The 22,645-nt window shown below is 65.1% G+C and carries 20 protein-coding genes; 17 read left to right on the plus strand and 3 right to left on the minus strand.

Features of this window, described 5'->3' with window-relative positions:
* Positions 1-83: 83 nt before the first annotated feature.
* Together ACNJX8_RS20130 and ACNJX8_RS20135 are read left to right on the plus strand one after the other, a co-directional pair.
* Positions 84-545 (plus strand): carboxymuconolactone decarboxylase family protein, encoded by a 462-nt coding sequence (locus tag ACNJX8_RS20130; RefSeq protein ID WP_439361764.1) that lies wholly within the window; start codon positions 84-86, stop codon positions 543-545.
* Positions 546-588: 43 nt separating this feature from the next.
* Positions 589-1,227 carry an HD domain-containing protein gene (locus ACNJX8_RS20135; RefSeq protein ID WP_249761656.1) on the plus strand — a complete coding sequence of 213 codons (639 nt, stop codon included), beginning with the start codon at positions 589-591 and terminating at the stop codon, positions 1,225-1,227.
* Between the two features lie 29 nt (positions 1,228-1,256).
* Here the strand turns inward: ACNJX8_RS20135 and ACNJX8_RS20140 are convergent, their stop codons facing one another.
* Both ACNJX8_RS20140 and ACNJX8_RS20145 read right to left on the minus strand, forming a co-directional pair.
* Positions 1,257-1,514 carry a DUF3551 domain-containing protein gene (locus ACNJX8_RS20140; protein WP_439361765.1) on the minus strand — a complete coding sequence of 86 codons (258 nt, stop codon included), beginning with the start codon at positions 1,512-1,514 and terminating at the stop codon, positions 1,257-1,259.
* Position 1,515: 1 nt separating this feature from the next.
* Positions 1,516-1,836: a DUF3551 domain-containing protein gene (locus tag ACNJX8_RS20145; protein ID WP_128956472.1), complete on the minus strand. Its 321-nt coding sequence runs from the start codon at positions 1,834-1,836 to the stop codon at positions 1,516-1,518.
* Between the two features lie 252 nt (positions 1,837-2,088).
* On the opposite strand from ACNJX8_RS20145, the gene ACNJX8_RS20150 reads away from it, so the two are divergent.
* The 15 genes from ACNJX8_RS20150 to fabZ all read left to right on the plus strand — a co-directional run bounded on the left by ACNJX8_RS20150 (position 2,089) and on the right by fabZ (position 22,212).
* Complete coding sequence (locus tag ACNJX8_RS20150; RefSeq protein ID WP_091885854.1) at positions 2,089-2,811, plus strand: outer membrane protein; 723 nt, start codon at positions 2,089-2,091, stop codon at positions 2,809-2,811.
* Positions 2,812-3,251: 440 nt separating this feature from the next.
* The gene (dnaE, locus tag ACNJX8_RS20155; RefSeq protein ID WP_439361766.1) at positions 3,252-6,755 is read left to right on the plus strand and encodes a DNA polymerase III subunit alpha; all 3,504 of its coding nucleotides are present in this window, start codon (positions 3,252-3,254) and stop codon (positions 6,753-6,755) included.
* Positions 6,756-6,854: 99 nt separating this feature from the next.
* Positions 6,855-7,382: a DUF2846 domain-containing protein gene (locus ACNJX8_RS20160; RefSeq protein WP_164940814.1), complete on the plus strand. Its 528-nt coding sequence runs from the start codon at positions 6,855-6,857 to the stop codon at positions 7,380-7,382.
* Positions 7,383-7,604: 222 nt separating this feature from the next.
* A complete protein-coding gene (locus tag ACNJX8_RS20165; protein WP_439361767.1) occupies positions 7,605-10,157 on the plus strand; it encodes a caspase family protein in 2,553 nt (850 codons plus the stop codon).
* 214 nt (positions 10,158-10,371) lie between these two features.
* Positions 10,372-11,367, plus strand: coding sequence for a 30S ribosomal protein S2 (locus ACNJX8_RS20170; protein ID WP_128933482.1), 996 nt, complete (start codon positions 10,372-10,374; stop codon positions 11,365-11,367).
* Positions 11,368-11,500: 133 nt separating this feature from the next.
* Positions 11,501-12,424: a translation elongation factor Ts gene (gene tsf / locus ACNJX8_RS20175; RefSeq protein ID WP_438108035.1), complete on the plus strand. Its 924-nt coding sequence runs from the start codon at positions 11,501-11,503 to the stop codon at positions 12,422-12,424.
* Positions 12,425-12,485: 61 nt separating this feature from the next.
* Entirely contained in the window at positions 12,486-13,202 is a 717-nt protein-coding gene (gene pyrH / locus ACNJX8_RS20180; protein ID WP_370990083.1) for a UMP kinase, read from the plus strand.
* Between the two features lie 66 nt (positions 13,203-13,268).
* Complete coding sequence (gene frr, locus ACNJX8_RS20185; protein ID WP_091885834.1) at positions 13,269-13,832, plus strand: ribosome recycling factor; 564 nt, start codon at positions 13,269-13,271, stop codon at positions 13,830-13,832.
* A gap of 12 nt (positions 13,833-13,844) precedes the next feature.
* Complete coding sequence (locus ACNJX8_RS20190) at positions 13,845-14,603, plus strand: isoprenyl transferase (RefSeq protein ID WP_439361768.1); 759 nt, start codon at positions 13,845-13,847, stop codon at positions 14,601-14,603.
* Positions 14,600-15,442, plus strand: a complete 843-nt coding sequence (locus ACNJX8_RS20195; protein ID WP_128933485.1) for a phosphatidate cytidylyltransferase — start codon at positions 14,600-14,602, stop codon at positions 15,440-15,442. The genes ACNJX8_RS20190 and ACNJX8_RS20195 overlap by 4 nt, the downstream gene beginning before the upstream one ends.
* A gap of 4 nt (positions 15,443-15,446) precedes the next feature.
* Positions 15,447-16,670 carry a 1-deoxy-D-xylulose-5-phosphate reductoisomerase gene (dxr, locus tag ACNJX8_RS20200; RefSeq protein ID WP_128933486.1) on the plus strand — a complete coding sequence of 408 codons (1,224 nt, stop codon included), beginning with the start codon at positions 15,447-15,449 and terminating at the stop codon, positions 16,668-16,670.
* 44 nt (positions 16,671-16,714) lie between these two features.
* Entirely contained in the window at positions 16,715-17,866 is a 1,152-nt protein-coding gene (gene rseP / locus ACNJX8_RS20205; RefSeq protein ID WP_128945923.1) for an RIP metalloprotease RseP, read from the plus strand.
* A gap of 178 nt (positions 17,867-18,044) precedes the next feature.
* Positions 18,045-20,567 (plus strand): outer membrane protein assembly factor BamA, encoded by a 2,523-nt coding sequence (gene bamA, locus ACNJX8_RS20210; protein WP_128933488.1) that lies wholly within the window; start codon positions 18,045-18,047, stop codon positions 20,565-20,567.
* Between the two features lie 119 nt (positions 20,568-20,686).
* Positions 20,687-21,754 carry a UDP-3-O-(3-hydroxymyristoyl)glucosamine N-acyltransferase gene (lpxD, locus tag ACNJX8_RS20215; protein WP_439361770.1) on the plus strand — a complete coding sequence of 356 codons (1,068 nt, stop codon included), beginning with the start codon at positions 20,687-20,689 and terminating at the stop codon, positions 21,752-21,754.
* A complete protein-coding gene (gene fabZ / locus ACNJX8_RS20220; RefSeq protein ID WP_091885814.1) occupies positions 21,751-22,212 on the plus strand; it encodes a 3-hydroxyacyl-ACP dehydratase FabZ in 462 nt (153 codons plus the stop codon). The genes lpxD and fabZ overlap by 4 nt, the downstream gene beginning before the upstream one ends.
* 6 nt (positions 22,213-22,218) lie before the next feature.
* Here fabZ and ACNJX8_RS20225 read toward each other — a convergent pair whose 3' ends face one another.
* The gene (locus ACNJX8_RS20225) at positions 22,219-22,563 is read right to left on the minus strand and encodes a KTSC domain-containing protein (RefSeq protein WP_249761808.1); all 345 of its coding nucleotides are present in this window, start codon (positions 22,561-22,563) and stop codon (positions 22,219-22,221) included.
* Positions 22,564-22,645 lie beyond the last annotated feature (82 nt).

The raw sequence follows: 22,645 nt of genomic DNA on the forward strand, positions 1-22,645 counted from the left end.
GGTTTTTGGTACTTTTTTGTGGACTAGTGCAGGGGCACCTAAGGGGCGAAGGTTCATCCCCTGATCCATCAAGGAGAAAGCAGATGAGTGAACGTCTCAACTACAACCACATCGCGCCGGCAGGCGCGAAGGCACTGGGCGGCGTCTACGGCTACGTCATGCAGAGCGGACTGCCTGCGACACTGGTCACCCTCGTCTATCTCCGCGTTTCGCAGATCAACAACTGCGCCTATTGCTTGGACATGCACACCCGCGACCTGCTCAAGAGCGGCGTGAAGATCGAAAAGCTCGCGTTGCTGCAGGCATGGACCGAGGCCGGCAATCTCTTCGACGAACGCGAGCGCGCGGCGCTCGCCTGGGCCGAGACGGTGACCCGCGTCGCCGAGGCCAACGTTCCGGATGAGGCGTATCAAGCCGCCCGCGCGGTCTTTAGCGAGCGCGAGCTGGTCGATCTCACGATCGCGATCAGCTTGATGAATGCGTACAATCGCATGTCGATCAGCTTCCGAAAGACGCCACAGGCTGCGCTCGAGAATGCAGCCTGATCGCGAAGGGCATCCAGCCGAAACAGAAACCAGGAGCCTGAAAATGACGAGTGTGATCTCCGGTGTCGAAATTCCTGACAGCAAGCTGGCGCGCGAAGCCACCGAGCTGGTGCGCAGTTACGAAGACGAGATGTTGTTCAACCATTCGGTTCGCGTCTATGTGTTCGGCGCGATCAAAGGGCTGCGTCAGAAGCTGAAGTTCGATTCCGAGCTGCTCTATGTCGCAGCGCTGTTTCACGACCTCGGCCTCGTTGATCACTACCACACCGAGACCAAGCGATTTGAGGTCGACGGTGCAGACGCCGCGCGCGACTTTCTGCAGGCGCGCGGCATCGCCGAGCCGCAGGCCGATCTGGTGTGGGAAGCGATCGCGCTGCACACCACCCCCGGCATTCCGCAATATATGAGGCCGGAGATCGCTCTCACCAACGCAGGCGTTCTGGTGGACGTCGTCGGTGTTGGATATGACGACTACACACCGGAGCAGCGCGACCAGGTGATCACTGCGTTTCCGCGTGGTGACTTCAAGAACGAGTTCCTGAAGGTGCAGACCTGCTCAGCCCTGAAGAAGCCGCAGACGACCTTCGGGACGGTCAATTTCGACTACATCGAAGATCACGACCCCAGCTTCCGCAAGCCAAACGCGTGCACGCGCATCCGCAACACGCCCTGGCAAAGCTAAGGAGACGCCAGGCCGCCGGATCGTTGGGATCATTCGGCGGCAGGGCTCGATCGGCGAGGGGGCGTCGGTGTCCTTGATGGGAAATACGGGTTCACGACGCAGCTCGCCGAACGCCCGACGGCGAGATATCTGCACTGCTCAAGCGAGCCATAGCGGCAGTCGAAATAGCCGACGGGACCGTAGATCTGCATGCAGACCGGATAGCGCGGATCATAAGTCTGCGCGTGCGCAGGCGCGCTCGCAAGGAGCATGCCGGCTGCCATCAGCGCAGGCCACGCGCGGCGCATCTCAGCGCGACAGGAAATAGCCTGATGAATAGCCTGGCGTCTGCGCGCGCGGACGATTTTGATACGCGTAGGGATCATCGCTCTGGCCTGCGAAGAACGGATTGGCGATGCAGGTCAGCGCGCGCCCCGATGCGCTCGCCTGACACTGCGCGTAGCTATCGAACCTGCAATTGCTCAGCCCCGGCCATTCGTCGCCGGTGAGACAGAATGGATGATTCTTGCCGAAGGCGCGCGCCGGCGTGCTGGCGTTGAGCGCGAGCGCAAATGTGGCGAGAGCGAGCGAAAATGTGGCGACAATGGGGAGAGTAACTCGGGCTCGCATCTGGATTCTCCAATCACGCGAATGTGCGCGCGACGTTGTTACGCGCGCATGCAGTTTATGTCGTGTTGTCGACATTGGAACTACAGAAAACACTTGTTTCAAAGGGTTTCCCACGCGCTCTGCTAAACGTTCATTAATGAAGCGCGGCCCTTTGGCTCTAACTGTTGCGTCGAAGTTACAGCAATTCCGTCGATCGCTGATATGACGACCCACGGCCCGGGGGCCTACTGAAGAAACTGGAACGGGAATCAAATGAAGAAGAATTTGTTGCTTGCCGCTGTCAGCCTGATCGCGCTCAGCGCGGCTGCGCCGGCGGTGGCTGCTGACCTCGCGGCGCGGCCCTACACCAAGGCTCCGCCTGCGGCGATCGCTGCGGTCTACGACTGGAGCGGCTTCTACATCGGCATCAACGGCGGCGGCGGTTCGGCTCGCACCACCTGGGATTTCGTTGGCGTCGGCCGCGAAGGCTCGCACGATGCGACCGGCGGCACGGTCGGTGGTCAGATCGGCTATCGCTGGCAGTCCGGCCAGTTCGTGTTCGGCGTGGAAGGCCAGGGCAACTGGGCCGACTTCTCCGGCGACAATGTCAGCGCGCTGTTCGCCACCCGCAACCGCACCAAGATCGATGCGTTCGGCCTGATCACCGGCCAGGTCGGTTATGCCTGGAACAACGTGCTGCTCTACGTCAAGGGCGGTGCGGCTGTGGTCAGCGACAAGTACGAGATCTCCGACCTCGGCGGCGGGCTGCTCGCGTCGACCAGCGACACGCGCTGGGGTGGTACTGTTGGTGCCGGCCTCGAGTACGGCTTCGCGCCGAACTGGTCGGTTGGCGTCGAGTACAACCACATCTTCCTGGCCGACAAGGACGTGACGTTCGCCGGCTTCGCTGGCACGGAGCGCATCCGTCAGGACGTCGACATGGGCCTCGTCCGCCTGAACTACAAGTTCGGCGGCATGCCTATCGCGCGCTACTGAGGCTGAGCGCTCAATTCGAGCGTCGTCGAAAGCCCCGGCCTTGCGCCGGGGCTTTTTTATTGTTCGAGTTCAACAAGTTAACCATGCCCTTGCGGAATGGCTCAGACGGCTTGACTCCTGAGAACGAAATGAGAACAATGTTCTTCATACGTTCTAGGCAAGGGAGCGAGACATGTTCAGGGTTTTCGTGGAAGAAGCGGCTGCACTGGCGTCAATCACGCTGTTCGTCGGGATGATCGCCATCTGGGCCCAGGTGATTCCGCAACTCTGAGGAGGCGCGGTTGGGGAAAAGCGGGACGACGCGGCGGATTGGCCGCTCCGGCGTGGACTCTCGCGGCGCCACACCCCACCATCGGGAGGCGAGTCGGCCGGGCGAGTGCATAATGCCTTGAGGAGCTGGCGACCGCTCCACTTCATCTGCAAGAGGCCGTTACGCGACCATGCCGAGCGCCGGATTTGTCCACCTTCACGTTCACTCGGCCTATTCGCTGCTCAAGGGCTCGATCAAGATCGCCAAGCTTGCCGAGCTCGCCAAGAAGGACCACCAGCCGGCCCTAGCGCTGACCGACACCGACAACATGTTCGGTGCGCTGGAATTCTCCGACAAGATGGCGGGTTCCGGCATCCAGCCGATCGTCGGCTGCGAACTGGCGATCGACTTCGGCGACCAGGATCCGAACGCGCGCAACGCGCTGGGGCCGTCGCGCGTGGTGCTGCTGGCGGCGCAGGAGCGCGGCTATCGCAGCCTGATGCGGCTGAATTCGCGAGCGTTCCTGGAGACGCCCGACACCCATGCCTCCCACATCAAGTTCGACTGGCTCGAAGGCGAGACCGAGGGCCTGATCGCGCTCACCGGCGGTCCGGACGGACCGATCTCGCTGGCGCTTGCCACCGGGCAGACCGAAATTGCGGCGTTGCGGTGCGAGCGTCTCGCCAGCCTGTTCGGCGACCGCCTCTACATCGAATTGCAGCGCCACAACACCGACAAGGAACGGCGCGTCGAGAGCGGCCTGATCGACATCGCCTATGCCAAAGGCCTGCCGCTGGTCGCGACCAACGAGCCATATTTCGCCGCGACCGACGATTACGAGGCGCACGACGCGCTCTTGTGCATCGCCGGCGGGCGGCTGATCGCCGAGACCGAGCGCGAGCAGCTCACGCCTGATCACCGCTTCAAGACCCGCGCCGAGATGGCGGTGCTGTTCGCCGACATTCCGGAGGCGCTGGCCTCGACGGTGGAGATCGCCGAGCGCTGCTCGTTCCGACCGATGACGCGCAAGCCGATCCTGCCGTTCTTCACCGTCGGCGCCGCATCGAGCTCGGATGCGGCCGCGGTCGAGGCCGCCGAATTGAAGCGCCAGGCGGAGGAGGGGCTCGCCAACCGCCTGCGCGTCCACGGCCTGTCGCAGGGCACGACGGAGGAGACATACGCCAAACGGCTTGCCTTCGAGCTCGACGTCATCATGCGCATGAAATACGCGGGCTACTTCCTGATCGTGTCGGACTTCATCAAATGGGCGAAGTCGCAGGGCATTCCGGTCGGGCCGGGCCGCGGCTCCGGCGCAGGATCGCTGGTGGCGTGGGCGCTGACCATCACCGACCTCGACCCGATCAAGTTCGGCCTGCTGTTCGAGCGCTTCCTCAATCCCGAGCGCGTCTCGATGCCGGACTTCGACATCGACTTCTGCCAGGATCGCCGCGGCGAGGTGATCCAGTACGTGCAGCAGCGCTACGGCCGCGACCAGGTCGCGCAGATCATCACCTTCGGTACGCTGCAGGCGCGCGGCGTGTTGCGCGACGTCGGCCGCGTGCTGCAGATGCCGTACGGCCAAGTCGACAAACTCACAAAACTGGTGCCGCAGAATCCGGCTGCGCCGGTGACGTTGGCGGCTGCGATCGAGAGCGAGCCGAAGCTCCAGGCGTTCCGCGACGAAGACCCGGTGGTGGCGCGCGCCTTCGACATCGCCCAGCGCCTCGAAGGCCTCACCCGTCACGCCTCGACGCATGCGGCCGGCATCGTGATCGGCGATCGCCCCTTGAGCGAACTCGTGCCGCTCTACCGCGATCCCAAATCCGACATGCCGGTGACCCAGTTCAACATGAAATGGGTCGAGCCGGCGGGCCTCGTGAAGTTCGACTTTCTCGGCCTGAAGACGCTGACCGTGCTCGACGTTGCTTGCAAGCTGCTCAAGCCGCGCAACATCCACGTCGATCTCGCGACGCTGCCGATCGACGATGCCGAGAGCTACCAGATGCTGGCGCGCGGCGACGTGGTCGGTGTGTTCCAGGTTGAAAGCCAGGGCATGCGGCGCGCGCTGATCGACATGCGTCCCGACCGTTTCGAGGACATCATCGCGCTGGTGGCGCTCTATCGCCCGGGTCCGATGGCGAACATTCCGACCTATTGCGCGCGCAAGCACGGCGACGAGGAGCCTGAATATCTGCACCCCGTGCTGGAGCCGATCCTGAAAGAGACCTTCGGCGTCATCATCTACCAGGAACAGGTGATGCAGATCGCGCAGGTGATGTCGGGCTATTCGCTTGGCGACGCCGACCTGTTGCGCCGCGCCATGGGCAAGAAGATCCGCGCCGAGATGGACAAGCAGCGCGACATCTTCGTCGCGGGCGCGGTGAAGAACGGCGTGCCGAAAGGGCAGGCCGAGACCATCTTCGAGCTGCTGGCGAAGTTCGCCGATTACGGCTTCAACAAGAGCCACGCGGCGGCCTATGCGCTGGTGTCCTACCACACCGCCTACATGAAGGCGCATTATCCGGTGGAGTTCATCGCGGCGTCGATGACGCTCGATCTCAACAACACCGATAAGCTTTCCGAATTCCGCTCCGAGGCGCAGCGCCTCGGCATCAAGGTCGAGCCGCCGAACATCAATCGCTCGGGCGCGACCTTCGAGGTCGGCGAGAAGACGATCTACTACGCGCTTGCCGCGCTGAAGGGCGTCGGCATCCAGGCGATCGACCAGATCATCGAGGAGCGCACGAAGAACGGGCTCTTCACCTCGCTCGCCGACTTCGCCGCGCGGGTCAATCCGCGCGCGATCAACAAGCGCATCATCGAGAGCCTCGCCGCCGCCGGCGCCTTCGACACGCTGGAGCCGAACCGGGCGCGTGTCTTCGCCGGCGCGGACTCGATTCTGGCCGCCTGCCAGCGCGCGCACGAGGCCGCCACCATCGGCCAGAACGACATGTTCGGCGGTTCGGCGGATGCGCCCAGCATCATGCTGCCGCAGGTCGAGCCGTGGCTGCCGGCCGAGCGGCTGCGCCGCGAATACGACGCGATCGGCTTCTTCCTGTCGGGACATCCGCTCGATGATTACGCCACCGTGCTGAAGCGTCTGCGGGTGCAGAGCTGGGCCGAGTTCTCGCGCGCGGTGAAGACCGGCGCCACTGCCGGCAAGGTCGCGGCCACCGTGGTCTCGCGCATGGAGCGGCGCACCAAGACCGGCAACAAGATGGGCATCATGGGCCTGTCCGATCCGACCGGCCATTTCGAGGCGGTGCTGTTCTCCGAAGGCCTCGCGCAATATCGCGACGTGCTGGAGCCGGGCGCCGCCGTGCTGCTCCAGCTCGGCGCCGAGCTCCAGGGCGAGGACGTCCGCGCCCGCGTGCTGCATGCCGAGCCGCTGGATGACGCCGCGGCCAAGACGCAAAAGGGCTTGCGCATCTTCCTGCGCGACACCAAGCCGCTGGAATCGATCGCCAAGCGTCTCGCCGGACCCGAGATGGCGCCAGCGAACGGTGCCGCGCCGAAGATCGGCAGTCCCGGCATCGCGCCGCGCTCCAACGGCGACGGCGAGGTCTCGCTGGTGATGATGCTCGATCTCGAGACCGAGGTGGAGATGAAGCTGCCCGGCCGCTTCAAGGTCTCGCCGCAGATTGCCGGCGCGATCAAGGCGGTCGCAGGCGTGGTCGACGTGCAGCAGCTCTAAGACCCGGTCTGCGCGATCCACACAGTGGTCGTGGGATGTGGTTGCAACCTGTCGCTGATTCCAGCTAGCATGCCCCCGGGGAATGGGCTGGGGTGTGCGATGCTGCGACGGGGCGCGTTGTTGTTGGCCGTCGGTGCGATGCTGGTGAGCTGTGTCAGCGATCAGGTCGGAACCGACTTTGCCTCTGTGTCGAAAAAGGTCGGGCCTCCGCGCGCCGGGCACTCGCGCGTCGTCCTGCTCCAGGACAAGAGGAATGGCCTCAGCATGGCGATCTGCGCCTGTGAGGTGAGGCTCGACGGTGCGCCGCTCGGCAAAGTCGTGGCTGGGAAATACGCCTATGCCGATCGGCCGGCGGGTCGCCACGAATTGCTGGTGACGGAGCTGATGTTTCCGGGCGACACCAAGCGCGAGATCGTGATGGAGGCCGGCCGGACGCACTTTTACCTCATCAAGAGCAGCCCCAGGCACGATGCCGCGACCGGCGGTGCGATCGTCGGCGGCTTGGCCGGGCTTGCCGTCGTTTCCGTGGCGACGGCGGGAGACGCCAATCCCGGGCCGGCCGAACTCGTTGCGCTGGACGAGGCGACCGCGCGGACGAAGCTCGCCGAGCTGCAAGCTGTGGAGTGAGGTGCGCTGCACGACGATCCGATCGCACAGGGTAGCGACTTGAAGGAGCCTTGCGCCGTTTCGAGCTGACTTGAGGCTGACTTGAGGGTGATCTGGAGCTGACGGCAGCAGCGGCGTGGCCATGCCATCGCCTCAATCCGAGCTTTTCGTTCAACCGCCGTTCAGCCGGCTGCGCGCTTCATGCGTGGTGGCACCTCAACAACAATAGCGGGCAAGCAAGCCATGCGTGGGACGCTCAAAGTCTTCATTTGCCTTCTCCTGCCGATCGTGGCCCTTGCCGCCGGCGCGCCGGGACCCGTGCGCGCCCAGCAGCAGGAGAAGCGCATCGCGCTCGTGGTCGGCAACGGCGCCTATGCCAAATCGCCGCTGGCGACCACCGCGAACGATGCCGGCCTGATCGCGCAAACGCTGCAAGCGGCGGGCTTCGACGTCGTCGGTGCGCGCGATCTCGACGGCGACACGCTGCGCAAGAGTTTTCGCGATTTCATCCAGAAGGCGCAGGCCTCAGGCCCCGGCACCGTCGCGATGATTTATCTCGCCGGCTATGGCGTGCAGCTTGCCGGCGAGAATTATTTCATCCCGGTCGATTCCAACATCACCCGCGACACCGACATTCCGACCGAGGCCTTGCGCGTCAGCGACTATGTCCGCCAGCTCGCCGCCATTCCGCTCAAGGCCAACATCGTCGTGCTCGATGCGGCCCGCGCGCAGCCCTTCATCGAAGGTGGCCAGCCGATCGCGAGTGGCCTCGCGCTGGTTGAGCCCGAGCCGAACATGCTGATCGCCTTCAATGCGGCGCCCGGCACGGTGGCGCCGGAGGAGCCGGGCCCCTACGGCATCTATGCGCAGTCGCTGGCCGAGATGATCCGCACCGGCGGCCTGCCGCTGCCCGAGGTGTTCGATCGCGTCCGCCTGCGCGTCAACGAGGCCAGCAAGGGCGCGCAGGTGCCCTGGAACGAGCAAAAGATTACCGCCCCATTTTCGTTCTTCGAGCGTGGGCCGGACGCGCCACCGCCGGAGGCCGCGCCCGACCAGGTTGCCGCGATCCGCAGCAAGCCGATCCGCGATCTCGGCGTGCAGGATGCCTATGCCGCGGCGCTCGAGCGCGACACGCTGCCGGCCTATGAGGAATTTCTCGCGGCCTATCCGAACGATCCGCTCGCAAAGCGCGTGATGGCGATCGTCGCGGCGCGCCGCGAAGCCATCACCTGGCGGCGGACCTACCGAACCGACACGCCCGAAGCGTACTGGTCGTATCTGCGCCGCTATCCGCGCGGACCGCATGCGGCGGATGCGCGCCGGCGCCTTGCGATCCTCACCGCGCCGGCCGAGCCGCCGCCGAGCTTTGCGATGATCGATTACGACGTGCCGCCACCGCCGCCGGAGGAGGTGGTCTATGTCGATCGCCCCGTGCTGTATTTCAGCGACCCCGATTTTGGCTTCGCGCCGCCACCGCCGCCCCCGGTCTACTATCTGCCGCCGCCGCCGCCGGATTTCGTCGTGCTGCCGCCGCCGCTGCCCGTGGTCGGCCTGTTCGTGCTGCCCCAGCCGGTGTTCGTGCCGATCCCGGCGTTCGTCCAGCCGCCGGTCTATGTCGCGCCGCCGCCGAACAACATCATCTACCAGAACATCCACAACACCACGGTCATCAATACCGTGATCAACCGTCCGCCGGCCGCGCCGACGGGCGCGGCGCCCGCGCTGGGCAATCTGGCGCCAGCCGTTGCCGGACGCGCCAATCCGGCAGGTCCAGCGGTGCCACAGGCCGTCGTCCAGCGCGCTGCCCTGATCCAGCAGGGCAAGGCGCCGATGCCGCCGAGTGCGACCATCCAGCCGACGGCTAGACCTACGGCTAGACCTGGAGCGCCTGCCGCGACGCCGGCGAATGTCGCTCCGACTGTTGCGCCAACCGCTGCGCCACCGACCAGGCTGCCGCAGGCCAACACGCTGCCGGTCCCCGGCGCTCACGGCGGCCCGCCGGCGCCGCCCGCGGGGGCAGGGCCTCTGCCGGGCGGAAGGCCCGTGCCGCCGACGGCGACTGCACCCGGTGCGCCGTCGCCGACCCATCCGGGGGCGCCGACGACTGCTGTCCCCGGCACAACACCGCCGGCTCATTCCGGCGCCCCAACGGCTGCCGCGCCAGGGACGGCTGCGCCCACCGCGACGAGCCCGGCCGCCGGACCCGGCCAACCGCCGAAGCCGCCGGTGGCGCAGACCCCACCCGGGGCCGGCCCTGCGGATCACGCCAAATCCGCGACCCGCGAGCCGGCCAGCTTGCCGCCGCCAGCGGCGGGTGGGCACGGCACGCCTCCGACCACCGCCGGCAGACCGGTCACGCCGCCACCCTCGGCCGCGCGCGAGCCGATCAAGCCGCCGAATCATCCGTCGGCTGCGCCGGCGCAGGCTGCCCGGCCGTCCGCACCGCCACCGCGGCCGCAAGCCGTGGCACGACCGACGCCTCCGCCGCCGGCCGCCGTCGCGCGCCCGGCACCGCCGCCTCCGCCGCATGTCGCATCGCCTCCACCGGCACGGGTGGCTCCGCCCGTGGCGGCTGCGCGGCCGGCGCCGCCGCCGCCGGTCACAAGGCCAGCGCCGCCGCCGATGGCACGGCCCGCGCCGCCGCCGCCGGTGGCTCGGCCGGCGGCACCGCCACCGCCGCCGCCCCGGATGGCCGTCGCGCCTCCGCCGCCGCCGCGCCCGGCAGCGCCTCCGCCACACCCCGCGGCTCCGCCGCCGGCGGCAAAGAAGTGCCCGCCGAACCAGCCGAAGTGCTAAGGCACGGCCCGATCTCTCTAAAAAAAGGGGCCTCTCGCGGGCGAAAACCGCCCCCCGAAAGGCCCTTATTTCCTTGCTTCTGGCCGAAATGGCGCTATATAGCGCGCCATCTCACACGGAAACATGGCTCACAAGGCCGTCCGGTGGCAACCGGGGCGAGAACGCTCCGTTTTGCTCACACGTTTCCGGAGGAACCAACCGGAGAATTAGAACGATGGCGCTACCTGATTTCACCATGCGTCAGCTGCTCGAAGCTGGCGTGCACTTTGGTCACCAGTCTCACCGCTGGAATCCGAAAATGGCACCGTTCATTTTCGGCACCCGCAACAACATCCACATCGTCGACCTCGCCCAGACCGTGCCGATGCTGCACCAGGCCCTCCAGGCCGTCAGCGACACGGTTGCCAAGGGCGGCCGCATCCTGTTCGTCGGCACCAAGCGCCAGGCGCAGGACGGCGTTGCCGACGCGGCCAAGCGCTGCGCGCAGTATTTCGTCAATTCGCGCTGGCTCGGCGGCACGCTGACCAACTGGAAGACGATCTCGGCCTCGATCAAGCGCCTGCGTCACCTCGATGATGTGCTCTCGGGCGGCGAAGCCAATTCCTACACGAAGAAGGAGCGCCTGACGCTGCAGCGCGAGCGCGACAAGCTCGACCGCTCGCTCGGCGGCATCAAGGACATGGGCGGTCTGCCCGACCTGATCTTCGTGATCGACACCAACAAGGAAGACATCGCGATCCAGGAAGCCCAGCGACTCAACATCCCGGTCGCGGCGATCGTCGACACCAATTCGGACCCCAAGGGCATCACCTATGTGGTGCCGGGCAATGACGACGCCGGTCGCGCCATTTCGCTGTACTGCGATCTCATTGCGCGTGCGGCGATCGATGGCATTTCGCGCGCCCAAGGCGATTCGGGCATCGACATCGGCGCCTCGGCCCAGCCGCTCGCTGAAGAGCTGCCGGCGCCCTCGTCGAGCGGTTTCCAGGGTCTTGCAGGTCCCCGCGGCACCGCGGACGACCTCAAGAAGCTGCCGGGCGTGTCGGGTGCGATCGAGAAGAAGTTCAACGATCTCGGCATCTTCCACTACTGGCAGCTCGCCGAGCTCGACCACGACACCGCGCACACGATCGGCGAAGAAGTCGGTCTGCCGAGCCGTGCGGATGCCTGGGTGGCCAAGGCCAAGGCGCTGACCGCGGAAGCGGAATAGTCAAAAAGAGCGATGGGTTGGCCGGATAGGATCCGGCCACCATTTCAGTTGACGCGAATTCCTGAGATGGACCGCGGCGGGGTGCTTCGATGCCGCGCCGCGGCAAACCGGCAGGCACAAAGGATTTTCAACGATGGCAACGATCACAGCTGCGATGGTCAAGGACCTGCGCGAGTCGACCGGCGCAGGCATGATGGACTGCAAGGCCGCCCTGACCGAAAACGACGGCAACATGGAAGCCGCGCAGGACTGGCTGCGCAAGAAGGGCCTGTCGAAGGCCGCCAAGAAGTCGGGCCGCGTCGCGGCCGAGGGCCTGATTGGCGCGCTCACCAAGGGCACCAAGGGCGTCGTGGTCGAGGTCAACTCCGAGACCGATTTCGTGGCGCGCAACGGCCAGTTCCAGGGGCTGGTCAAGATGATCGCCCAGGTCGCGTTCGACGTCGGCGCCGATGTCGAGAAGATCAAGGCCGCCAAGGTCGGCGACGTCACGATCGAGACCGCGATCAATGACGCGATCGCCACCATCGGCGAGAACATGACGCTGCGCCGCGCTGCCCAGCTCGAAGTCAGCCAGGGCGTGGTGTCGAGCTATGTCCACGGGGCCGTCGTCGACGGCGCCGGCAAGATGGGCGTGATCGTGGCGCTGGAATCGCCGGGCAAGGCCGACGAGCTCGCAACGCTCGGTCGCCAGATCGCGATGCATGTCGCCGCCACCAACCCGCTGGCGCTCGATCCGTCCGGCCTGGATCCGGCGGTCGTCAAGCGCGAGAAGGACGTGCTCGCCGACAAATACCGCCAGCAGGGCAAGCCCGAGAACGTGATCGAGAAGATCGTCGAGTCCGGCCTCAAGACCTATTACAAGGAAGTCTGCCTGCTCGAGCAGGCCTTCATCCACGACACCGGCAAGTCGGTGGCGCAGGCAGTGAAGGAGGCCGAGGGCAAGGTCGGCGGGCCTGTGAAGATCGCGGGCTTTGTGCGCTATGCTCTCGGTGAGGGAATCGAGAAGCAGGAAAGCGACTTCGCAGCCGAGGTCGCGGCGGCCAGCGGCAAGAAGTAAGCGCCGGAACACCTCCTTCCGGCGTGCCGCCGGAAGCGGCGCCCGGACAAGGAAAGTGCTCATGACTGATCCGGTCTATCGTCGCGTCGTGATCAAGCTGTCCGGCGAATACCTCGCGGGACAGCAGGGCTTTGGTATCGACCAGCCGACCGTGGACCGGGTTGCGGATGATCTGATTGCCGCCCGCAAGCTCGGCACCGAGGTCGCGGTCGTGATCGGCGGCGGCAATATCGTGCGTGGTGTCGAGGTGTCATCCCGCGGCGTATCGCGCCCGACCGGCGACACCATGGGCATGCTCGCCACCATGATGAACTGCCTCGCGCTGGAAGCGGCGATCGAGCGCAAGGGCACGCCGGCGCGCACGCTGTCGGCCTTCGTCATGCCGGAGATTTCCGAGCTGTTCACCCGCACCGCGGCGCACAAATACCTCGCCGAGGGCCGGATCGTGCTGCTCGGCGGCGGAACCGGCAATCCGTTCTTCACCACCGACACGACCGCGGTGCTGCGTGCCGCCGAGATCGGCGCCCAGGCGGTGCTGAAGGCGACCAATGTCGACGGCGTCTACTCGGCCGACCCGAAGAAGGATCCGACCGCCACGCGGTTCGACCGGCTGACGCATTCGCAGGCCATCGAGGGCGACTACAAGGTGATGGATGCCACCGCCTTCGCGCTTGCCCGCGAGACGTCGCTGCCTATCATTGTATTCTCGATCGCGCAGTCGGGTTCGATCGGTGCGATTCTGCGTGGTGCCGGCCACGGAACCATTGTCGCCGGCTGACGGCTCGTCGTCGCGCCCCGAGAGAAGGGCGCAGAGCGGTCGCCGGGATTTTGAAGGAGAAACGTGATGGCCACGGGTAGTTTCGACCTCAACGAAGTGAAGCGCCGCATGCAGGGCGCCGTCCAGTCCCTCAAGCACGAGCTTGGCGGCCTGCGGACGGGGCGCGCCTCCGCCTCGATGCTCGATCCGGTGCAGGTCGACGCTTATGGCACTCACATGCCACTCAATCAGCTCGCCACCGTCAGCGTGCCGGAGCCGCGCCTGATCTCGGTGCAGGTCTGGGACAAGTCGATGGTCAAGGCCGTGGAGAAGGCGATCGTCGATTCCAACCTCGGCCTGTCGCCCGCGACCGAAGGCCAGGTGCTGCGCCTGCGTATTCCCGAGCTCAACGAGGAGCGCCGCAAGGAGCTGGTGAAGGTCGCGCACAAATACGCGGAGGCCGCCAAGGTCGCTGCGCGCCATGTCCGTCGCGACGGTCTCGACGTGCTCAAGAAGCTCGAGAAGAATCACGAGATGTCGGAGGACGACCAGAAGCGTCACGCCGACGAGGTGCAGAAGGCGACCGACGGCACGATCACCGAGATCGACCAGCTGCTGGCCGCCAAGGAAAAAGAAATCCTCACCGTTTAAGGCATCGCCTTCATGTCCAACGCCGCCGCGCCCGCAACCGAAGGACCTGACCGGTCCGACGCGCCTGCGCATGTCGCCATCATCATGGATGGCAACGGGCGTTGGGCGGCTGCGCGCGGCTTGCCGCGTGCGGAAGGGCATCGCCGTGGCGTGGACGCGCTGCGCCGCGTGGTGCGCGCCTCGCACGAGCTCGGCATTCGCTATCTCACCATCTTCTCGTTCTCCTCGGAGAACTGGTCGCGCCCGGCGAGCGAGATCGGCGATCTCTTCGGCCTGCTGCGGCGCTTCATCCGCAACGATCTGGCGAGCCTGCATCGCGACGGCGTCAAGGTCCGCATCATCGGCGAGCGCGAAGGGCTCGAGAGCGATATCTGCGCGCTCCTCAACGAGGCGGAGGAGCTGACGCGCGACAACACGCGCCTCACGCTCGTCGTCGCCTTCAACTACGGCTCGCGGCAGGAGATCGCGAAGGCCGCGCAGAAGCTCGCGCGCGAGGTCACAGAGGGCAGGCGGGATCCCGCCACGATCGACGCCGAGACGCTCGGCGCGCATCTCGATGCGCCCGACATTCCCGATCCCGATCTCATCATCCGCACCAGCGGCGAGCAGCGCCTGTCCAACTTTCTGATGTGGCAGGCCGCCTATAGCGAGCTCGTCTTCGTGCCGATCCACTGGCCCGATTTCGACAAGGCGGCGCTGGAAAGCGCGATCGCCGAATTTGCCAGGCGCGAGCGCCGTTTTGGCGGCCTGGTCGCGAAAACCGCCTCGTGAGCGAACCCGACGCCGCACCGGCGGGCTCTGCGCCTGCCCCGAGCAATCTCGTGCTGCGGATCCTCGCCGCGCTCGTGCTGGCGCCGCTCGCCATTGCGCTCGCCTACGCCGGCGGCTGGCTGTGGGCACTTCTTGTCACCCTGGTGTCGATCGGACTGTTCGCGGAATGGCTGATGGTGGTGGGCGCGGGCTCGGTCGCGCTGACTGGGACGGGGACTATCGTCATCGCCATCATGGGATTTTGCGTTGCCTTCGGCGCGCTCAAGACGGCTGTCATCGCCGGCTTCATCGGCGGTGCGATCGTGACGCTGATCGCGCGGGGCAAGTTCGTCTGGGCGGCTATCGGATTCGCCTATGCATCGGCGGCGCTGCTGGCCTCGATCCTGGTGCGGCAGGATCTCTTAAACGGGTTCGCTGCCCTGATGTTCGTGCTGCTCGTGGTGTGGGCGACCGATATCGGCGGCTATTTCGCCGGCCGCAGCATCGGTGGACCGAAGCTGTGGCCACGCGTGAGTCCCAAGAAGACCTGGGCGGGCGCTCTCGGCGGCTTTGTCGCAAGCCTCTTGGTTGCGGTGGGCTTCGCGGCTTGCGGGCTCGGAAAGATGGCGCCATTGCTGCTCGTCAGCGCCATCCTGTCGGTGGTATCGGCGCTGGGCGATCTGTTCGAATCCGCAGTGAAGCGGCGCTTCGGCGTCAAGGATTCCAGTCACTTAATTCCCGGCCATGGCGGACTTATGGACCGCCTGGACGGCTTTGTTGCCGCCATCCTGGCGGCATGGATTATCGGCTTTCTCCGCCATGGTGTGCATAGCGCCGGAAGCGGTCTTATGGTTTGGTGAGGATATGAGCGCGGTCCCATTGCGTAACAACAGGCTTGCTGCGTCTGCCGTCCGCAGCGTCACGGTACTCGGTGCCACCGGCTCGATCGGCGACAGCACGATGGATTTGCTGCGCGCCTCGCCCGAACGCTATCGCGTCGAGGCGCTGACGGCGAACGGCAATGTCGAAGCGCTGGCCAAGCTCGCGAAGGAATTCTCCGCGCGCTACGTCGCGATCGCCGACACCTCCAAGCTCGCCGAGCTGAAGGCCGCGTTGGCCGGGACCAGCACCGAATGCGGCGCCGGCGAAAGCGCGGTGATCGAGGCGGGTGCGCGTCCTGCCGATTGGGTGATGGCGGCCGTGAGCGGCGCCGCCGGACTGAAGCCGGCCCTGGCCGCGGTTGATCGCGGCGCGCATGTCGCGCTCGCCAACAAGGAATGCCTGGTCTGCGCCGGCGATTTCTTCATGCAGCGCGCGGCAAAAGCCGGCGCCTGCATCCTGCCGGCCGATTCCGAGCACAATGCTCTGTTCCAGGCGCTGAGCTCAGGCAATCGCGACGAGCTCGTCCGCGTCATCATCACGGCCTCCGGCGGCCCGTTCCGGACCTGGAAGCCTGCCGACATCGAGCAGGCCACGCTCGAGCAGGCCCTGAAGCACCCCAACTGGAGCATGGGCCAAAAGATCACGATCGATTCCGCCTCGATGATGAACAAGGGGCTCGAGGTGATCGAGGCGTCCTATCTGTTCGCGCTCGCGCCCGACGAGATCGACGTGCTCGTTCATCCGCAGTCGATCATCCACGGCATGGTCGAGTTTTCCGATTGCTCCGTCGTGGCCCAGCTCGGCGCGCCCGACATGCGGACGCCGATCGCGCATTGTCTCGGGTGGCCCGACCGTATCAAGGGTCCGGCGGCCAAGCTCGACCTGGCCAAGATCGGCCAACTGACCTTCGAGGCGCCGGATTTCGAGCGGTTCCCGGGCCTGCGCCTGGCCTTCGATTCGCTCCGGACCGGGAAGGGAGCGACCACGGTCTACAATGCTGCCAACGAGGTCGCCGTCGCCGCCTTCATCGCCGGCAAGATCCGGTTTGGTGCGATCGCGCGCCTGGTCGAGGCGACGCTGGATGACTGGGTCCGCAGCGGGAACCAGGCTCCGATGACCTCGGCCGATGATGCAATCTCCGTTGACCATGTTGCTCGAAATAGAGCTGCCGCCCTATTGCCTCAAATTGCCTTAAAGGCATCCTAGATGGTTCGGGGCCAGGGCCTTGCGGCGCTGGATGAGGGAATTCGATGATCGACTTTTTTGTCCATAGTTTCAATACGTTGAGCCATGGGCTCCTCGGTTACGTGATCCCCTTCCTGTTCGTCCTGACCATCGTCGTGTTCTTCCACGAGCTCGGCCATTTCCTGGTCGCGCGCTGGGCGGGCGTTCGCGTTTTGACCTTTTCACTCGGTTTCGGGCCTGAGCTGGTCGGTTTCAACGACCGTCACGGGACCCGCTGGAAAATCTCGGCGATTCCGCTTGGCGGCTACGTCAAGTTCTTCGGCGACGAGAGCGAGGCCTCGACCCCGTCGGCCGAGACGCTAGCGGCCATGACGGCCGAGGAGCGCGCCGGCAGCTTCCATCACAAGAAGGTCGGCCCGCGCGCCGCCATCGTCGCCGCCGGACCGATCGCTAATTTCATCCTGGGCGCGCTGATCTTCGCCGCCATGGCGCTGTACTACGGCAAGCCGAGCACGATCGCGCGCGTGGACGGCGTCGTCGCCGACGGCGCTGCGGCCGCGGCGGGCTTCAAGATCGGGGACGTCGTCGTCCAGATCGACGGCAAGCCGATCGAGAGCTTTGCCGACATGCAGCGAATCGTTGCGATGAGCGCAGGTTCAGCGCTTGCGTTCCAGGTGAAGCGCGACGGCGCCATCGTGTCGCTGACTGCAACCCCCGCACTGCTCGAGCGCAAGGATCCCTTCGGCAACCGTCATCGTGTCGGCGTGCTCGGTGTCGAGCATAAGTCGCAGGCCGGTGAGGCCTCGACCGCTCCAGTGGGCATCGGCGAAGCGCTCAAGATCGGCGTCGAGCAGGTCTGGTTCATCATCACCAGCACCTTCAAGTTCCTGGGCTCGTTGTTCGTCGGAAACGGCAATCCCAACGAGGTCAGCGGCGTCCTGGGAATCGCGAAGATGTCGGGGCAGGCGGCCAGCGCCGGATTCCAGTTCGTGATCAATCTGTGCGCAGTGCTGTCGGTGTCGATCGGCCTGTTGAACCTGTTCCCGATCCCGCTGCTCGATGGCGGTCACCTTATGTTCTATGCGGCGGAAGTGGTCCGCGGCCGGCCTCTGTCCGAACGGACTCAGGAGATGGGGTTCCGAATCGGGCTCGGTTTGGTGCTGATGTTGATGGTGTTTGCGACCTACAACGACATCCTTCGGATGGCGGCTTCCTGATAGGGGCTTTTTTGTGGCGTTGCTGTTGAGCAACGTCTTGGAATGAAATTGAAATTGCGGCGCGCTCGACCGTTTGCGGCGTCGGTGAAATTGGCTACAAGCGGCCTGAACTTGGGGAATCTTTCCAGATCGGCGTTGGGGTTGGGTCTGGTACGGAATGATAAGGGCGCGTTGCGCGATGAAGTTTGGACTGCGACTCCGGGGGGGCTTGCTCGCAACCCTGATCATGTTCGGCGCGCCGGTGGTTGCCCCGGTTGGGGCTGTTTTCGTGTCTTCGTCTGCACTCGCTCAGACGGTCCAGTCGATTTCCGTCCAAGGAAATCGCCGTGTCGAGGTGGAGACGATCCGCTCCTATTTCAAGCCGGGCCCGGGCGGCCGCCTGGATCAAGGCGCCATCGACGACGGCCTGAAGGCGTTGATCGAGACTGGCCTGTTCCAGGACGTCAGGATCAATCGCGGCCCCGGCGGCCAGATCATCGTCTCCGTGGTGGAAAACCCGGTGATCGGGCGCATCGCCTTCGAGGGCAACAAGAAGATCAAGGACGAGCAGCTCACCGCTGAGGTCCAGTCCAAGGCACGGGGCACCTTCTCCCGCGCCATGGTGCAGTCCGACACATTGCGAATCGCCGAGATCTATCGCCGGTCCGGCCGCTATGACGTGCGCGTCACGCCTGAAATCATCGAGCAGCCGAACAATCGCGTCGACCTGATTTTCACGATCGAGGAGGGCGCCAAGACCGGCGTCAAGTCGATCGAGTTCGTCGGCAACAATGCGTTCTCGTCTTATCGCCTGCGCGACGTCATCAAGACGCGCGAATCGAACCTGCTGAGCTTCCTCGCCAGCGGTGACATCTACGATCCCGATCGCGTCGAGGCCGACCGCGACCTGATCCGTCGCTTCTATCTCAAGCACGGCTTCGCCGACGTCCAGGTCGTGGCCGCGCTCACCGAATACGATCCGGAGAAGAAGGGCTTCAACGTCACCTTCAAGATCGAGGAAGGCGCGCAATACCGCGTCGGCGCGGTCGACTTCCGCTCCAGCATTCCGAATTTCGATCCCTCGTCGCTGCGCGGGTATTCGCGCGTCAGCGTCGGCTCGCTCTACAACGTCGAATCGGTCGAGAAGTCGGTCGAGGAGATGCAGATCGAGGCCTCGCGCCGCGGTTATGCCTTCGCCGTGGTTCGTCCCGGCGGCGACCGCAATTTCGAGGCCCATACCGTCTCCGTCGTGTTCAATGTCGACGAGGGCCCGCGCACCTATATCGAGCGCATCAACCTGCGCGGCAACACCCGCACGCGCGACTACGTGATCCGCCGCGAGTTCGACATCTCGGAAGGTGATGCCTACAACCGCGCGCTGGTCGATCGGGCCGAGCGGCGGCTGAAGAACCTCGACTACTTCAAGAGCGTTAAGATCACGACCGAACCCGGCTCGTCGAGCGACCGCGTGATCCTGATCGTCGACATGGAAGAGAAATCGACCGGCGACTTCTCGATCTCGGGCGGCTACTCCACGACCGACGGCGCGCTGGCCGAAGTCTCGATCTCCGAGCGCAATCTGCTCGGCCGCGGCCTGTTCGCCAAGGCGTCGGTGACCTATGGCCAGTATGCGCGCGGTTACTCGCTGTCGTTCGTCGAGCCCTATCTGCTCGACTACCGCGTCGCGCTCGGCCTCGACCTCTATCAGCGCCAGCAGCTGGCCAACAGCTACATCTCTTACGGCACCAAGACGCTCGGCTTCTCGCCGCGCCTCGGCTTCTCCTTGCGTGAAGACCTAGCGCTCCAGCTGCGCTACTCGATCTACCAGCAGGAAATCACGCTGCCGTACTATCTGGCAAACTGTAACAACAATCTGGGAACGTCGGCCTTCAACCCGAGCCCGGCCTTCGCCGCCGTGAACGGCATCGACCTGAGCTCGACCAACGGCCTCGGTTGCTACAGCGACGGTGAAGCCTCGTTGCCGGTGCGCAAGGAACTTGCCAACGGCAAGACCCTGACCTCGGCGCTCGGCTACACGCTGACCTACAACACGCTGGACAACAACAAGAACCCCACCGACGGTCTGCTCATCGACTTCCGGCAGGATTTCGCCGGCGTCGGCGGCGACGTCAGCTATCTGAAGACCGTTGCGGACGGAAAGTACTACGCTCCGCTGGTGTCTGACATCGTCGGCATCGTCCGTCTTCAGGGCGGTATTCTGACCAAGATCAACGATGATCTGCGGATGCTCGACCACTTCCAGATGGGCCCGAACCTCGTCCGTGGCTTCGCGCCGAACGGCATCGGCCCGCGCGACCTGAATCCTTTCGGTACGCAGGACGCGCTCGGCGGCACCAAGTATTGGGGCGCTTCGCTCGAATTGCAGATGCCGTTCTGGTTCCTGCCCAAGGAAGTGGGTCTGAAGGGCGCAGTCTATGCCGACGCCGGCGGTCTCTACGACTATAAGGGACCGACGAGTTGGACCGCTACCAACGAGGTCAATGTGCCGGGCTGTATCCCGTCGACCATCAATCCGACGAGCACCGGAACCTGTACTGGCCTCGTTTACGACGACAGCAAGGTGGTCCGCACGTCGGTCGGTGTCGGCCTGATCTGGCAGTCGCCGTTCGGTCCGCTGCGCTTCGACTACGCCGTGCCGCTCACTAAGGGCAAGTACGACCGCACGCAGGAGTTCCGGTTCGGCGGCGGCACCACGTTCTAATTCGATCAGCACGGCACGATCACTGGAGCCGGTTTCCGAAAGGGATCGTGCCAATCCTGCAGATGAGGCATGATGCGGCCTGACCGCTTCATGCCGAAGCCGGACCGCGACGGGGTGGAATGGCGCAGCCGACCTTCTTCACAAAACCGCCTGCCTCAGCGTTGGCTGACATTGCCGCGCTGACCAAGGCGCAGCTCGTCGACCCCGAAAGGGGCGGCCGGATCATCACGGGCCTTGCTTCGCTCGACGAAGCCGGCCCGATGCATCTGGCGTTCTTCGACAACCTGAAATATGCCGATCAGCTCAAGGCGACCCGGGCCGGGGCCTGCCTCGTCAGCCCGCGCTTCGAGGCCGAGGTGCCCGCGCATGTGGCCGTGCTGCGGGTGGCGCAGCCGTTCCGTGCCTTCGTCAGGATCGCGCGGGAATGGCACGGAGACGCGCTCAGGCCGCAATCCTGGGTCGGCAATGACGGCATCGCGCCGACCGCCATCATCGATCCCACGGCCCGGCTCGAGGATGGCGTGATCGTCGATCCCCTGGCCGTGATCGGCGCGGACGTCGAGATCGGTAGCGGCACCGTGATCGGCGTCGGCGCGGTGATCGGCCCCGGCGTCAAGATCGGCCGGGACTGCAATGTCGGTGCCCGCACGGCCATCCAGTGCGCCCTGATCGGCAACAACGTGCTGATCCATCCGGGCTGCTCGATCGGCCAGGACGGCTACGGCTTCATCTTCTTCGGCCCCGAGGGCCATCTGAAGGTGCCGCAGACCGGGCGGGTGTTGATCCAGAAAGACGTCGAGGTCGGCGCCAACACCACGATCGACCGCGGCTCCTTGCGCGACACCGTGATCGGCGAAGGGACCAAAATCGACAATCAGGTCCAGATCGGCCACAATGTGACCATCGGGCGGCACTGCCTGCTGGCGGCCCAGATCGGCCTCGCCGGCAGCCTGACCATCGGCGACAACGTGGCGCTGGGAGCGAAGGTTGGCATCAACAACCACCTCAAGATCGGCGACGGAGCTCAGGTGACCGCCATGAGTGCCGTCAAGGACGACATTCCGCCGGGCGGACGCTGGGGCGGGCATTTCGCCAAGCCGACCAAACAATGGTTCAAGGAGATCATCGCGGTGGAGCGCCTGGTGCGCGACAGCAAGGCCGATGCGAAGGACGAGGGACGGGAATGACGGTGGAATCACCTGTTAAGTTCGAACTGGTGGATATCAACGCGATCCTCCAGACCCTGCCGCACCGCTTTCCGATGCTCTTGATCGACCGCGTGATCAACATCCGCGCCGATTACAGCGGCATCGGCATCAAGAACGTCACCTTCAACGAGCCGGCCTTCCAAGGGCACTTTCCCGAGCGCCCGGTCTATCCCGGCGTCATGATGATCGAGGCGATGGCGCAGACCGCGGGCGTGATCGGCATCAAGTCGGTCGAGGGCACCGAGAAGCCGCGCGCGGTCTATTTCCTGACCATCGACAAGTGCAAGTTCCGCAAGCCCGTGCTGCCCGGCGATACCATCGAGTATCACATGCGCTCGCTCGGCCGCCGCAAGGCCATGTGGTGGTTTCACGGCGATGCCAAGGTCAATGGGCAGATCGTTGCGGAAGCCGACGTCGGCGCCATGCTGACGGACTGAGCGAAATCAGCCCTTGCGGACCGGCTCGCGTGTCCGGCACGCGTAGCTCCCGGTGGTCGCCTCGGGCTTGATATTTTGGTTGAAGAACTGCCCCATGGAGGGCGCGCCGAGGAGACGCTCGACTGTATCGGGCGTCACGCCGCAATAGCGGTCATAGGCTCCGTTGTTCGCGACAATCAGATCCTGCTGCTTGCGATCGTAACAGACCCGCTGAAGCACCGTGCTGCGGGTGATGTCCCGGCATTCAAATGACCCGAGATCGACGAGGTGGCGTTCGCCGGTCTCGACCGTCTCGGACACGATCGGAGCCGTCGCGAGCTGGGCGAGCAGAAGTGCCAGGGTCCTGACCACGATCACCTCAAGCTTCACATGAACCTGTTGATGGGCCGGGAAGGCCACCTCATCCGGCACATGAAACACGCCGAGATGATAC

It is taken from the genome of Bradyrhizobium sp. SPXBL-04 (assembly GCF_051853035.1).
GTDB classification, from domain to species: Bacteria; Pseudomonadota; Alphaproteobacteria; order Rhizobiales; family Xanthobacteraceae; genus Bradyrhizobium; species Bradyrhizobium zhanjiangense.